General features: G+C 47.9%; 15 protein-coding genes. 13 read left to right on the top strand and 2 right to left on the bottom strand.

Annotated elements, in window-relative coordinates:
• Window positions 1-2: 2 nt before the first annotated feature.
• The 10 genes from ccoO (at window position 3) to fnr (ending at window position 9,831) form a co-directional block, all read left to right on the top strand.
• Window positions 3-611, top strand: a complete 609-nt coding sequence (gene ccoO / locus BTA35_RS11880) for a cytochrome-c oxidase, cbb3-type subunit II (RefSeq protein ID WP_078320047.1) — start codon at window positions 3-5, stop codon at window positions 609-611.
• A gap of 6 nt (window positions 612-617) precedes the next feature.
• Window positions 618-803: a CcoQ/FixQ family Cbb3-type cytochrome c oxidase assembly chaperone gene (locus tag BTA35_RS11875; protein WP_078320046.1), complete on the top strand. Its 186-nt coding sequence runs from the start codon at window positions 618-620 to the stop codon at window positions 801-803.
• On the top strand, window positions 796-1,695 hold the full coding sequence (gene ccoP / locus BTA35_RS11870; protein ID WP_078320045.1) for a cytochrome-c oxidase, cbb3-type subunit III: 900 nt from the start codon (window positions 796-798) through the stop codon (window positions 1,693-1,695). Before BTA35_RS11875 ends, ccoP begins: the two co-directional genes overlap by 8 nt.
• Before the next feature lie 138 nt (window positions 1,696-1,833).
• Window positions 1,834-3,300, top strand: a complete 1,467-nt coding sequence (ccoG, locus tag BTA35_RS11865) for a cytochrome c oxidase accessory protein CcoG (RefSeq protein WP_078320044.1) — start codon at window positions 1,834-1,836, stop codon at window positions 3,298-3,300.
• 5 nt (window positions 3,301-3,305) lie between these two features.
• Window positions 3,306-3,815 (top strand): FixH family protein, encoded by a 510-nt coding sequence (locus BTA35_RS11860; protein ID WP_078320043.1) that lies wholly within the window; start codon window positions 3,306-3,308, stop codon window positions 3,813-3,815.
• A gap of 12 nt (window positions 3,816-3,827) precedes the next feature.
• Window positions 3,828-6,281, top strand: a complete 2,454-nt coding sequence (locus tag BTA35_RS11855) for a heavy metal translocating P-type ATPase (protein ID WP_139363659.1) — start codon at window positions 3,828-3,830, stop codon at window positions 6,279-6,281.
• The gene (gene ccoS, locus BTA35_RS11850) at window positions 6,278-6,523 is read left to right on the top strand and encodes a cbb3-type cytochrome oxidase assembly protein CcoS (protein ID WP_078320041.1); all 246 of its coding nucleotides are present in this window, start codon (window positions 6,278-6,280) and stop codon (window positions 6,521-6,523) included. The genes BTA35_RS11855 and ccoS overlap by 4 nt, the downstream gene beginning before the upstream one ends.
• Window positions 6,523-7,362, top strand: a complete 840-nt coding sequence (locus tag BTA35_RS11845) for a sulfite exporter TauE/SafE family protein (protein WP_338013012.1) — start codon at window positions 6,523-6,525, stop codon at window positions 7,360-7,362. Before ccoS ends, BTA35_RS11845 begins: the two co-directional genes overlap by 1 nt.
• 90 nt (window positions 7,363-7,452) lie before the next feature.
• Window positions 7,453-8,847 carry an oxygen-independent coproporphyrinogen III oxidase gene (hemN, locus tag BTA35_RS11840; RefSeq protein ID WP_078320040.1) on the top strand — a complete coding sequence of 465 codons (1,395 nt, stop codon included), beginning with the start codon at window positions 7,453-7,455 and terminating at the stop codon, window positions 8,845-8,847.
• 198 nt (window positions 8,848-9,045) lie between these two features.
• Window positions 9,046-9,831, top strand: a complete 786-nt coding sequence (gene fnr, locus BTA35_RS11835; protein ID WP_078320039.1) for a fumarate/nitrate reduction transcriptional regulator Fnr — start codon at window positions 9,046-9,048, stop codon at window positions 9,829-9,831.
• 78 nt (window positions 9,832-9,909) lie between these two features.
• On the opposite strand, the gene ttcA is transcribed toward fnr, so the two are convergent.
• The gene (gene ttcA / locus BTA35_RS11830) at window positions 9,910-10,752 is read right to left on the bottom strand and encodes a tRNA 2-thiocytidine(32) synthetase TtcA (RefSeq protein WP_078320038.1); all 843 of its coding nucleotides are present in this window, start codon (window positions 10,750-10,752) and stop codon (window positions 9,910-9,912) included.
• Between the two features lie 197 nt (window positions 10,753-10,949).
• On the opposite strand from ttcA, the gene BTA35_RS11825 reads away from it, so the two are divergent.
• The 3 genes from BTA35_RS11825 (at window position 10,950) to BTA35_RS11815 (ending at window position 13,793) form a co-directional block, all read left to right on the top strand.
• On the top strand, window positions 10,950-11,552 hold the full coding sequence (locus tag BTA35_RS11825; RefSeq protein WP_078320037.1) for a DNA-J related domain-containing protein: 603 nt from the start codon (window positions 10,950-10,952) through the stop codon (window positions 11,550-11,552).
• Window positions 11,549-12,625, top strand: coding sequence for a polysaccharide deacetylase family protein (locus tag BTA35_RS11820; protein ID WP_078320036.1), 1,077 nt, complete (start codon window positions 11,549-11,551; stop codon window positions 12,623-12,625). The genes BTA35_RS11825 and BTA35_RS11820 overlap by 4 nt, the downstream gene beginning before the upstream one ends.
• A gap of 214 nt (window positions 12,626-12,839) precedes the next feature.
• Complete coding sequence (locus tag BTA35_RS11815) at window positions 12,840-13,793, top strand: glutathione S-transferase family protein (RefSeq protein ID WP_078320035.1); 954 nt, start codon at window positions 12,840-12,842, stop codon at window positions 13,791-13,793.
• A 113-nt stretch (window positions 13,794-13,906) separates the two neighbouring features.
• Here the strand turns inward: BTA35_RS11815 and BTA35_RS11810 are convergent, their stop codons facing one another.
• Entirely contained in the window at window positions 13,907-14,527 is a 621-nt protein-coding gene (locus tag BTA35_RS11810) for a 3'-5' exonuclease (RefSeq protein WP_078320034.1), read from the bottom strand.
• Window positions 14,528-14,553 lie beyond the last annotated feature (26 nt).

Genomic DNA, 14,553 nt, shown 5'->3' with positions numbered 1-14,553 from the left:
ACATGAAACACGAAAATATTGAAAAGAACGTTGGCTTAATGATCGTACTGATTCTGGTAGCGGTCAGTTTTGGTGGCCTTGCCGAAATCGTGCCTCTGTTCTTCCAGAAAGAAACAACTCAGCCGGTTGATGGTCTGAAGCCTTTGACGGCTCTTCAGATTGAAGGTCGTGACATCTACATCCGTGAAGGCTGTAATGTATGTCACTCCCAGATGATTCGCCCATTCCGTGCGGAAACCGAGCGCTACGGCCACTACTCAGTTGCTGGTGAATCCGTATATAACCACCCGTTCCTGTGGGGGTCTAAGCGTACTGGTCCTGACCTGGCCCGTGTTGGCGGTCGTTACTCTGATGACTGGCACCGTGCCCACCTGTACAACCCACGTGACGTAGTACCTGAGTCTAAAATGCCATCTTACCCATGGCTGTTCAGCAATACTCTTGATGGCAAACTAACTGCCAGAAAGCTTGAAACCCTGCAAACTCTGGGTGTGCCTTACACCGCAGAAGATATTGCAAATGCCAAAGCAGGCGTTCAGGGCAAAAAAGAGATTGAGGCTCTGGTTGCATACCTGCAACAGCTGGGCACTGTACTGAAAGACAAACGGTAAGGGCTTATGGATATCAATGACTTGCGCGGCATTTCAACCATTTTAGTAATGGTTGGCTTTATTGGCCTGACAATCTGGGCCTATAGCAAGCGACAGAAAGGCAGCTTCGAGCAAGCAGCCAATCTGCCATTCGCCGACGAAGATAGCCATAACTCGGGCAAATCAAAATTGGAGAATAAAGACCATGACTAGCTTTTGGAGCGCATGGATCATTGTTATCACTCTGGGTGTTATTGCAGGCTGCTGGTGGGTTCTGTTTGCCAACCGTGTCGCCTCCCCCAAAAGTGGTGATGTGAAGACTATGGGTCATAGCTTCGACGGAATCGAAGAGTATGACAACCCGATGCCACGCTGGTGGTTCATCATGTTCATCGCAACCATCATCTTCAGTCTGGTTTATCTGGCACTGTATCCAGGTTTAGGTACCTTTAAAGGTTTCCTTGGCTGGACCCAGGTAAATCAATGGGAAGCTGAGGTAAAGTATGCTGATGAAAACTACGCGCCTATCTTTGAGCAATATGCCAGCATCCCTGTAGCAGATCTGGCAATGGACGAAGAAGCGATGAAAGTTGGTCAGCGCCTTTACGCCAACAACTGTGCACTATGCCACGGTTCAGACGGTCGCGGTGCATACGGTTTCCCTAACCTGACTGACACAGACTGGCTGTATGGCGGCACGCCTGATGCGATCAAACACACCATTGTGAATGGTCGTAATGGTCAGATGCCAGCTTGGGGCGAGGTTCTGGGTGATGAGGGTGTAACTCAAATGACTCAGTATGTTCTGAGCCTGAGCGGTCAGGAAACCGATTCCGCTGCTGCTCAAGCTGGTTCTGCAACCTACACGGCAATGTGTGTTGCCTGCCATGGTGCAGACGGCAAGGGTAACCAGATGCTGGGAGCTCCGAACCTGACGGATAATACCTGGCTGTACCTGAACCCTGAGTGGGGTGTTGCGAAGTCTGTTGAACAGTCTATTCGCCTTGGTCGTAATGGCCACATGCCTGCCCAGGCTAAGTATATCGGTGAAGACAAAGTTCACCTGGTAGCTGCCTACGTTTACAGCCTGTCTCAAGGTAAGTAAACACCTGAAGGAATGCGACATAATGTCGCATTCCTTTTCCTCCCTCCCCTCTTAAAAATCCCGTAGAATCGTAGAAACCTGAACCTGTTATTTGTGGTTCCAATCTATACTTATAATTGTAGAAAAGGTTGGTTAGCGATGAAGGATAGAATTCCTACTCAGGACATTACGGATGCCGCTAAAAAGCGTGCCCATGCCGTTAAGTCTGCAAACGAACGTAAAATTGAGAAAAAACAGGAGGGGGAAAGTCTTTATCAGAAGCGCAAGCATATCTATGTTCGTAAAGCGATTGGCTTGTTTACAAACCTTCGTACCTCCGTTAACTGGATATTCCTACTGGCTTATTTCACGTTTTCCTGGCTCCAGTGGGATGGTAAACAGGCAATCTTTTTCGACCTGCCTAACCGGCAGTTTAATGTTTTTGGCTCAACCTTCTTCCCCCATGACTTCATGCTACTGTCATGGGCATTAATTATTGCCGCTTTCCTGCTGTTTTTTATGACTGTTTTTGCAGGCCGGGTCTGGTGTGGCTACGCCTGCCCTCAAAGTGTATGGACTTTCTTCTTCATCTGGGCTGAGCGCATAACAGAGGGCTCGCGCAACAAGCGTGTTTCCCTGGATAAAGCACCTATGAACGGAGAAAAGTTTCTTCGTAAAACCGCCAAACACTTAATTTGGCTGACCATTTCCGCAGCCACAGCATTTGCATTTGTAGGCTATTTCTCACCAGTACGGGATCTTGCTTCTCGAATATTGTCAGGTGACCTTGGCCCGTGGGAAACCTGGTGGCTGCTGTTCTTTACTGTTGCGACCTATGTCAATGCAGGCTGGATGCGTGAGCAGGTTTGTATGTATATGTGCCCTTATGCACGTTTCCAGAGTGTCATGTTTGACCGCGATACACTTGTTGTTTCCTACGATGAGAAACGTGGCGAGGGTCGAGGCCCACGTAAAAAAGGTGATGATACATATAAAGAGCGTGGCCTGGGTGACTGCATCGACTGTGGTGTTTGCGTTCAGGTGTGCCCGGTGGGTATCGATATTCGCGATGGCCTCCAGTACGAGTGCATCACTTGTGCCGCCTGTATTGATGGCTGTAACGAAATGATGGACAAGATGGGCTATGAGCGTGGCCTTGTTCGTTACACCACTGAGAATGAGCTGGAAGGTAAAAAAACTCACATTCTTCGGCCTCGCCTGATCGGTTACTTTGCAGCATTGATGGCTATGATTATCGCTTTTGCTTTCGCCGTAGGAGACAGGATTCCCCTTGAGCTCGAAGTACTACGTGACCGAAACCAGTTATACCGCCTGGATGCCGAAGGTAATATTGAAAACAGTTTCATTATTAAATTGGCCAATATGGATCAGGCGACCCGCACTTACGAACTGTCAGTAAAAGGTCTCAAAGGCCTGGAACTGGTTGGCACGAAAGAAGTCTCAGTGAGCGCCGGTGAAGTTATCAGCCTACCTGTCCGCATGAAGATCAGTCGTGAAAACATGTCTGAGCCAAGTGCTGACATTCAGGTCACCGTGAAATCGACCGATAGCTCAGGTTACGAACTGAGTAAAGAATCTCGCTTTATTGGAGCCGTACAGCGGTAATAAAAATGCAGAATCCCCATACGAAACCCATTGCATGGTACAAACAGTTCTGGCCCTGGTTTCTCCTGGTCCCCCTGATTGTCACTGTGATCGTGGGCATAACAATGCTGACATTCTCCATTCAGGTTTTTGATGGCACTGTTAATGATAATTACTACAAAGAGGGTCTGGCCATCAACCAGACCCTGGAGAAGGATCATAAAGCGGCAGAGCTGAAAATGGCTGCCGAGGTTAGACTTGATAATCTGACTGGCGACGTTCTTCTCACACTGGATGGTCAGCTGGAAAGCTGGCCAACTCAGCTGAAACTCGACTTTGTTAATCCAACCCGTGCAGCAAGGGACTACAGCATCACCCTGACGCAGGTAACAGAGAACCACTACCGGGGGCAGGTTGAAAAAGCACCGTTAAACCTTTGGTATATGGATATCACTCCGCCGGATGGCCAGTGGCGCCTGAAAGGCAGTGCTGAGTTTCCTGTTGAAGATACCCTGATGCTTAAAGCAGGCCAATAATACCGGCGGATTATGATGAGCTTATCCTGTTACCACTGTGGTGAGCCGGTTCCTGCCGGCTCCAGCTTCTCTGTTGTTATTGAAGGCGAAAAACAGCCCATGTGCTGCATTGGCTGTGAGGCCGTAGCCCATGCCATCGTTAACGGCGGTCTTGAAAACTATTACCGCTTTCGGGATGCACCGGCCACCCGGCCTGATGATATGACCGATGAGCAGCAAGCCGCATTTGCTCTATACGACAGAGAGGATGTGCAGGAAAGCTTTGTTCGTGATCTTGGCAACGGTATAAAGGAGGCCTCTCTCGCCATTGATGGTATTACCTGTGCCGCCTGTGTTTGGCTGATTGAACATCAGGTCAGTCAAAGCAGTGGGGTAGAAACTATTCGTGTAAACCTCAGCAACCACAGAGCCACAATGCGCTGGTCACCGGATCAGATCGAGCTAAGCAAACTTATGACAATGTTTGCCGCTATCGGTTTCCAAGCATACCCCTACCAGGCCGATGAGCAACAGGAGCGCTTGGTCAAACAGGAGAAAAAGACAATTCGGCGCCTGATTATTGCAGGCCTGGGCATGATGCAAGCTATGATGTTTGCCATCATGCTTTATGCCGGTGCTTTTGAAGAGATGGAGGAACAGTATGTCATGCTATTCCGCTGGCTCTCTCTGATTGTCTCTGCTCCGGTTATTCTCTATTCGGCTCAGCCGTTCTTCAGAGCAGCTTTCCGCGATCTGAAAAGCCGCCACCTAACCATGGATGTTCCTGTTTCCCTGGCCATTGGTGTTGCTTTTGCTGCCAGTGCTTGGGCAACTATTACAAATAGCGGGGAAGTTTATTTTGACTCTGTCAGTATGTTCACTTTCTTTCTGTTATTTGGCCGCTACCTTGAGATGCGTGCGCGCCACCGTATTGGCCGCAGCGGTAATGCTCTGAACACCCTGATTCCGACCAGTACCACCCGCCTCACAAAGGGCGAAACAGCAGACCAGGAAGAGGTCGTGTTAACCCGGGAATTAAACGAGGGGGATATCCTTCTGATCAAGCCCGGCCATACTTTACCGGCTGATGGCATCATTATTGAGGGTCAGAGCAGCCTGAATGAGTCAGCCCTGACCGGTGAGTATATGCCTGTGTCCAAGGCAGCCGGAGACAAAGTACTCGCGGGCACAATGAATATTGAAAGCCCATTAAAAATTCGCGTAGAACAAACCGGACAGAATGCAAGAGTGGCCAATATCGCTCACCTACTGGACCGGGCCTTCTCTGAGCGTCCGAAGACGGCTGAAATCACGAATAAAGTTGCACATTGGTTTGTGCTCGGTGTGTTGATATCAACCTGTGGTGTTGGTCTGTTCTGGTGGCAGCATAGTCCGGAAGATGCGTTTTGGATCGTATTATCAGTACTGGTCGTTACCTGTCCCTGCGCGCTTTCTCTGGCGACGCCAACAGCCCTGACAACATCAACTAATGCACTTCGCGAGCAAGGGATTCTGGTTACCCGAGGTCACGTGGTAGAAAGCCTGGCACAGGCAACCCGAATTGTCTTCGACAAGACAGGAACCTTAACGGAAGGTCGATTAATTCTGACCGAAACGAGGGTTTTGAATGACACCATCACCGAAGAAGATGCACTTAAATTAGCCGCGGCATTGGAGCGTACTTCTGAGCATCCAATTGCTCGGGCATTTGATGAATATCGTGGTTTTTATCTCGCGGAAGACGTACGCTCCATCCCTGGAAAAGGGTTGAGCGGTACTATCTTAGGTGAGGTATACCGCATCGGTACACCTGGGTTTGCCACAGATAACAACCAACCTCCGGAGCTACCTGATAACGGCCAATGGCTGCTTTTAAGCAGAAATACCCAGCCAGTTGCCTGGTTTTCCATCGGAGATCGTATTCGCAGCGGTGCCAAAGATGCTGTATCTGCACTTCAGTCTCTCGGTCTTGAAGTTGATCTCCTGTCAGGCGATCAGTCAGGGGCTGTTAGTGTTATTGCCCAGTCTATCGGTATCCGCAATATTCGGTCCGGCGCCTCACCTGAGGATAAGCTTGCTTATATCCGCCAACTTCAGGAACAAGGGGAGCGCATCATCATGGTGGGTGATGGCGTAAACGATATTCCTGTACTGGCAGGTGCTGATATTTCCATTGCCATGGGAACCGCCACAGATCTGGCTAAAACAAGTGCAGATGCCATCCTGATGTCCGGACAACTCCAGAGAATTCCTGAAGGAATCACTTTGAGTCAAAAAACACGCCGCATCATCCGCCAAAACCTTACCTGGGCCGCGGGTTACAACCTAACAGCCTTACCCTTAGCCGCAGCAGGTGTGATCCCACCCTATCTAGCCGCTATTGGCATGTCTGCCAGCTCGCTGATTGTTGCACTCAATGCTCTCCGGCTTAATGCTAAACTGCCACAACTGACATCCCCTGAGCGTCAGAAGGAGCTACACACATGAGTATTCTTTTCTTATTGATCCCACTTTCTCTCACGTTGTTAGGCGTAGCCATATGGGCTTTCTTCTGGGCAGTGGACAAAGGTCAGTTTGACGACCTGAGCGGCCCGGCTTACAGCATTTTGTACGACGATGATGTTAAACCAGTCAAAAAGCCATCTCCGGGACAGGGCCAACAAACAGTAGGAACTCATACACCGGAAAAGACTGAAATATCGGATACCAAGGATTCAAAGCAGCCCTAATGGAATCATCCGGACTCTTCAATCTGATGGGCGCTGATTTTAGCCCCATGACCCTGTTAGCAGCCTTTGTCTTTGGCTTAATGGGAAGTGCTCACTGCCTGGGGATGTGCGGCGGCATCATGAGTACGCTGACATTGGCACGCTCTCCTTCCAGTACAGGAATGCTACCTTTACTGGCTTACAACAGTGGTCGCATTTTCAGCTATACCCTGGCTGGCACCATTGTCGCATCTCTCGGGGCTTTATTAAGCGATAGTTTACTGGTTATTGCCGAAATTATGCGCATTGTCGCCAGTATCATTCTCATCATGATGGCCTGTTATATCGCCAACTGGTGGAAAGGGTTGGTTTATATCGAGCATGCAGGTCGCTATCTCTGGAAGTACCTTCAGCCTATGGCATCGCGGTTGATGCCGGTTAGAACCAATACTCAGGCTCTGTTACTGGGGTTGGTCTGGGGCTGGCTGCCTTGCGGCTTGGTCTACAGCATTCTTATCTGGGCATTGTCAGTAGCTCATCCTCTTCAGGGTGCCGCCATTATGCTATTTTTTGGCTTAGGTACTCTGCCTGCAATGCTAATGACTGGCTTTTTAGCGAGCCAGATCAAGGATTTAAGCCGCTCATCTGGTGTACGCTCCGTCGCGGCTATTATCATCATTATTTTTGCCCTATGGCAGCTGGCACCACTTTTTAATATCGGACAGCACCACGCTCACTCTGGTGATGCATCTGCTTCCCATATGTCAGGCATAGGATCTCAACAACATGCCGGACATCCGAGGTCAAAAAGTGACATGGAGCTATCAACCGACCCGCACTCCGTTACGCCAGAGCAATAAAAGAGCCGCCAACCCCAGAAACAATTGAATGTTACTTACTGATTATGCATTAACTGATGCACTGCACGGCAATGCCGAAAAGGTTTAACTATGAAGACACGGACTCAGATCCAGTGGGATCACGACCTTATACAGCGTTACAACATCTCCGGGCCTCGCTACACCTCGTACCCAACCGCTGTTCAGTTCACCGACCAATTTGGCGAAACAGAGTACCGTGCTGCGGCTCAACGCAGCATCGATGCCAACAGTCCTTTATCACTTTATTTTCATATTCCCTTCTGCGATACCATCTGCTTTTACTGTGGTTGTAACAAGATCGCAACAAAAGATACCGCCAAAGCTGAACCTTATCTGGAAAGGGTTTATAAAGAGATAGCGATGCAGGCTACCCTGGCTGATGCAGGAAAAAGACAAGTAAAACAGTTGCATTGGGGTGGTGGTACTCCGACCTTTCTGAGCCACGACCAGATGCGCGAGCTTATGGCAAAAACCCGGCAGGCTTTTAATCTTCAGGACAACGACGAAGGTGACTTCTCTATTGAAATTGACCCTCGGGAAGCCACAGGCGATACCATGGAGCTACTGCGTGAACTGGGTTTTAACCGTGTAAGTCTGGGGGTTCAGGATTTCAATCCCGCGGTGCAAAAAGCAGTTAACCGAATACAGTCGGAAGAGATGACCCAGGAGATCCTGGATCACTCCCGCCGCCTCGGATTTCGCTCCTTAAATATCGATCTGATTTACGGGTTGCCACTGCAGACGGTAGATACTTTCAGCGAAACACTGGAAACCATTATCCGCATGAGCCCTGATCGTATTTCGGTCTTTAATTATGCTCACCTTCCTGAGCGCTTTAAGCCACAGCGGCGCATCAAAGATGAAGAAATTCCCGCACCGGATGTGAAACTGAAGATTCTGGAGCACACGATCAACCGCCTGATAGAAGCCGGGTATGTTTACATCGGTATGGATCATTTTGCAAAAGCGGACGACAGCCTTTCTATCGCTCAGCGAGAAGGCAAGCTACACCGTAACTTCCAGGGTTACACCACTCACTCAGACTGCGACCTGATTGCAATGGGCGTGTCTTCTATAAGCCAGCTAGCAAATACTTACAGCCAGAATGCTTACACCATCAATGAATACGAATCTGCCATCGACGGTGGTCAGCTGGCAGTCATCAAGGGCCTCGAATTAACTGATGATGATATTTTGCGGCGCAGTGTGATCAATCAGATCATCTGTCACTTTGAGCTGGATGGCGACCACTTCAGCCGTGACTTTAATATCGACTTTGACAACTATTTCAAAGAAGAGCTGAAGTTCCTACAACAACACCATGCCGATGGTCTGATTGAGCTGTCCGGTAATAAGCTAAAAGTCACACCAGCAGGTCGTTTACTGGTACGGGCTGTATGTATGGCGTTTGATAAATATCTGGATAAGAAAGCACTGACACAATCCTATTCCCGTATTATCTGAGAGGCTATAACGGCAGGGCAAAGGGTGAAAGCACCGCCTTTTGCCCTTTTCTTGTCTTAAATCATGCTATTCTGATAAACCTGATATGCATCAAAAAACTTTGCGTAGTTCAGCAAAATGTTCATAATGAGCTACAGCTTCTGAATTATAGAGGCGTCCGTGAGCCATTCTTGTTAGTCATTAGCCCGGAGTTCTGATATGCCAAAGGGGCAACTTAAGGGAATATGTTTTCACCCGAGCAAGGAAACTAAGTGTGTTACCTGCAGCCTGAGTTCTCTCTGTCTGCCGATATCACTGAATTTTGAAGACATTGACCAGCTGGATAAAATAATTAAGCGCCGCCAACCACTGAAAAAAGGCGAACACCTTTTTCATCAGGGTGACCGCTTTGATTGTGTTTACGCGGTACGTTCCGGTAGCATCAAAAACTACGCCATGACCAATGACGGCGAAGAGCAGATCACTAACTTCCATCTGCCCAGTGAGCTGGTTGGTCTCGATGGTATCGATTGTGAAACCTACCCGGTATCTGCAAAGGCACTGGAGACAACAGCGGTTTGTGAGATTCCGTTTGCACGCCTTGAAGAGCTGGCAAAAGAACTCCCGGAGCTTCGCTCTCAGGTTCTGCGCATCATGAGTCGAGAACTGCGCGATGACAAACAGATGATGATGCTACTGAGTAAGAAAAATGCTGAGCAGCGCGTCGCTACTTTTCTGACTAATCTTTCGACCCGATTTAAACGCCGCGGCTACTCGCCATTTACCTTCCGGTTACCCATGTCCCGTAATGAGATAGGTAACTATCTGGGTCTGGCGGTTGAAACGGTAAGCAGGGTCTTTACTCGTTTTCAGAACAGCGACCTTATTGCGGTTAACGGCAAAGAAGTTCATATCCTGAACATGGATGACCTGAGTATTCTTGCAGGTCTGCCAGATCAGGAACAAAAAATACCTAATGAGACCAAAATAGCCAACGAAGGCTGATATACCGCATCAGACCATAAAAAAAGAGAGCCCAGCGCTCTCTTTTTTTATGCGTTAGTTTCAGAGCACACCTAAAACTTAACCGGCGTTAACAATATCAATGCGCTGAGCCATCATTTGAAGCTGCTTTTGCTCAAGGTTTTTAAAGTCGAACAGATCCGTATCTGCCAGCTGGGAAGGCGCCACGTTCTGCATCGCACGAAACATTGTATCAAGACGTCCCGGGTGCTGCTTCTCCCAACTTTGTAACATCTCTTTTACGACCTGGCGCTGTAAGCCATCCTGAGAACCACAGAGATTACATGGAATAATCGGAAATTTTTTCAGCTCAGAAAACGCTTCAATCTCTTTTTCAACACAGTAGGCCATTGGCCGAATGACAATATTTTTTCCGTCATCGCTCAAAAGCTTTGGCGGCATCGCTTTAAGTGTTCCACCGTAAAACATATTCAGAAACAAGGTTTCCAACATATCATCTCTGTGGTGGCCTAATGCAATTTTAGTGGCACCAATCTCTTCTGCAAAACCATACAGAGAGCCTCTGCGCAGCCGAGAACAAAGTGCACAGGTCGTTTTCCCTTCCGGAACCTTCTCCTGAACGATACTGTAGGTATCACGCTCAAGAATATGGTAGTCGACACCGATCGAAGCCAGATACTCTGGTAAAACATGCTCAGGAAAGCCAGGTTGCTTCTGGTCCAGGTTCACAGCCACCAGATCAAATTTTACCGGTGCACTTTTTTGCAGGCTCATCAGGATATCCAGCATGGTGTACGAGTCCTTCCCCCCCGACAGACACACCATCACCTTATCGCCTTCCTGGATCATATTGTAGTCGGCAATAGCCTGCCCGACATGGCGGCGCAAACGCTTTTGCAACTTATTAAACTCGCGTTTATCTTTTGGTAAAAGTTCCTGCATGGGGGCTCCTGTGGCAAGGCAAAACTAAGGGAGGTCTTTTACCCAAAAACCAGCTAATTGTAAACTCGAAGCCTCGATAAAAAAGCACAAAAAATGACAACACTTTGATGTTTAAAGCGTTTATGATGAACCCTGAATTTTGATACGCTTGGATCAGGTTCATTTTTGGACACAATGGATGACAGGTAAGGCGTTAAATGAATACTCTGCAGCGATCACGTCTGCTGGACACGATTCAGCTGGTTCTTGAAGCTCACCCTCAAGGGCTAAATGAACACACCCTCATTAAAGCTTTGGGCGAAACAGGGGTAATAGAAGTGACCCCCGCTACCTTCTCCGACACCATGACGCTTTTCCGGACCCACTTTCTGGTTTACAACGCACTCTATGAACTTAAAGATGAGCTAATAAAGAAAGCTCACTGGATTATGGAGATTTCAGCGGTCCATATTCAGCTCCACCCCTACGAATTTGGTCATGATCTTCTCGAAGAGAAAGATCCAATGCGTGACTACTATCTTGATCTGACAGCTCTGCAGGAAACCACGGAGGAAGAGTTAGATGATATGTTACGAAACTTCTGGAAGAAAATTGATATCGAAGAGGAGAAGCAGGTAAAACGCGGTCTTAGTCACCGGGCACTGGAATGCCTGGAACTGAGCGAACCTATTACCTTTGCTGAAATAAAGCAGCGCTATCGCAAACTGGCTATGCAACACCACCCGGACCGGGGCGGAGATCCATCGAAAATCCAGGAGATCAATGAAGCCATGGCAATTCTAAAGGCAGCTTTCCAATGAAAAGAAACCATCTGTTCAGCCTACTGATTCTGGCTGCAATGCTACTGATAAACAGTACTGAGACACTGGCCGCCCGACACGCAGTTGTCTTACAGTATCAGCATATCAGTGACCGAACCCCGCCCAGTAAAAGTGCAACGGAGGAAGAACTTCTTCAGCACCTGGATTATCTGAAAAATCATGGCTTTACCGTATGGCCTCTGGAAAAGATTGTTGAACGCGTAAAAAACAAGCAGAGCATCCCTGATAAAACAGTTGCGATTACCTTCGATCACGCCTATATCAGCGTCTATGACAATGCACTCAAACATCTTTCAGACCGAAAACTCCCTTTTACTGTCTTTGTCGCAGCAGCCCCTATCCTGAAAGCGCACCCTCTTTATATGAACTGGAAACAGCTCAGAAATATTCAGAAAGCCGGCGGCACTATTGGCAGTATGGGGATCACCTCCAGTAACTTTGCCAAAGCATTGCCAGGCGAAAGCACGGAAGAGCGACGACTGCGTATCACAAAAGAGATAGACCTGAACCAGAAAGCCCTGAAAAAGTATCTAGGGGTTGCACCTAAGCTTTTTGCCTATCAGGCAGGCCAGGCCGATGAGATCGCCAGAAAAGTAATAAAATCAAAAGGACTCGTTGCCTTTGGTCTCCATCAGGGACCAGTAAGTCGCTACACATCAATGAGCTACCAACCGAGGTTCACAGCAACCGGTACGGCAAGTAATATCAACAACCTCTCGGTAAAGCTCACAAGCCTGCCCCTGCCTGTACGTCGGGTAAAAGCCCAACCAACCATTCTTTCTGCTGATAATAAGCGCCCTCAGGCTCAGATTGAGCTACTGTCAGGCAGCTATCAGCTAAGCGGCCTACGCTGCCAAAATGCCGATGGTTTACCAGTAAGTACCTACATAAGCGAAGAAGAAGGTAAACGCCCAACATTTACGATACAAAGTAAACTGGGGGAAAATGTTGGTCCGATAGAATATACCTGTACAGCCCCCCATGATAAATCCACACGATTCTACTGGTTTTCACATAGCTGGATCTTGCCAGATCAAAAAGGTAGTTGGTAGCAAATCCACCAAAACCGGAGGCCTCATGCCTCCGGGGTATTTATTGTAAACTCCTGGTTTATTGATTCTCTCTGAAATATTTCTATAACGGACAACCTGTCTTCCTTATTTCAAAAATTCGATGAAATCGAAAAGAAGCCCCGCTTAATTATGATTTTTATTATCCGGTAACCGAGTATGCTCAGGCTAACTAAGTTCAGGTGAGGCATTAAAGATGGGTTTACTGGTAGATGGCCTTTGGTGCGACCAATGGTATGACACAAAGAAAAGCGGCGGTCACTTTTTACGGGAGGATGCTCAGTTTCGTCACCAGATCGGTGGTGATAGTTATCCAGTGGAAGAAGGCAGATACCACCTTTATATATCCCATGCCTGCCCTTGGGCGCACAGAACGGCTATTGTCCGGCACTTGAAAGATCTTGAGGGCTTTATTCCCGTAACAGCTGTGTCACCGGATATGCTTTCTGATGGCTGGGTCTACGACTCGCCAGAACCAAACTACGGCTACCAGTTCCATCATCAACTCTATACACACTCGGAAAGAAATTATACCGGCCGAGTTACAGTGCCCGTTCTTTGGGATCTGAAGACAGAAACGATTGTAAATAATGAGTCGTCAGAGATTATTCGCCTGTTTAACAGTGCTTTTAATATAAAAACAGGCAACCATATTGATCTCTACCCTGAACACCTAAGATCCGATATTAACCGCTGGAATGACCTCATCTACCCAAGTATCAACAACGGGGTATATCGCTGTGGTTTCGCAACAACACAGCAAGCCTATGAGGAGGCATTTACCCCTTTATTTACAGCTCTGAATACAATTGAAGAACAGCTGTCTGTCACCCCTTATCTAACTGGCGAATACCTGACAGAAGCTGATATCCGCCTGTTCACGACGCTGATCAGATTTGACCCTGTTTACGTTGGCCATTTTAAATGCAACTTAAAACGGATTGCTGACTATCCAAATCTATGGGATTACACAAAAGCCATTTATCAATTTAAAGGGATCAGTAATACCGTCCACTTTGATGAGATCAAGCGCCATTACTACTTCAGCCACGCGAACATTAACCCAACCCAGGTCATCCCTGCAGGCCCAGACCTTTCCGCCCTGAATTCACAGCTTAACCGCCCGGCCCCGAAACTCTTTCAGGCATGACCTAATTCGGAACGTCTTCCTGATAACAAAAAAGCCTGCAATATGCATTGCAGGCTAATTTTCAGAGTAGCATGTAACTGACGTAGGGTTAAAAGGCCTTTTATACCGCCTTATCAGACAGGTACCGGCCCTTTCAGCAAACGTACATACATCAGCGCCGTCGTAATTGCGTCGCCTAAGGCACTGTGGCGCTGCCCAACCATAGGTACACCTAATTTCTCAGCGATCTTCTCAAAGTGAAGATCTGGTTGCAGCTCAGGGTTAGCACGCTTTACCTTAGCCTCATAGCTCTGAGATAGCTCAATCGTTTTATTCGGCAAGCTAAAGCCAAACCGTGGGCGAATAAAGCGGTTTAGCACTGTAATATCATAATCGATGTAGTACCCCATTATTGGACGATTACCAATAAAGTGCAGTAACTGCTCCAGAGCATCAGGCAATACCTCACCTCCGCGTAGATCGACGCCACGAATACGATGAACTTTAATCGAATCACCGGTCAGGCTTTCTGGCTTCTGTAGTTTGATGTCCAACTTTTCACTGGTCAGCACCTGAGTGCCTTTAATCTTTACAGCCGCAATAGACACCAGCTCTGCTTTCTGAGGATCCAGGTCCGTCATTTCGCAGTCCAGAGCGATAATCTCATCGCCTGTATACGGCTCAAACATAAAGGCGTAGTCGCCATCTTTATGAGCCCATTTATCGGTAGCACTTCTTATTGTTTTCAAAACCATTTTGCTTACCTCACAATAACGTCAAT

Source organism: Oceanospirillum linum (assembly GCF_001995095.2).
In the GTDB taxonomy this organism is placed as follows: Bacteria; Pseudomonadota; Gammaproteobacteria; order Pseudomonadales; family Halomonadaceae; genus Oceanospirillum; species Oceanospirillum linum.
This window is presented reverse-complemented; position numbering and strand designations above follow the sequence as displayed.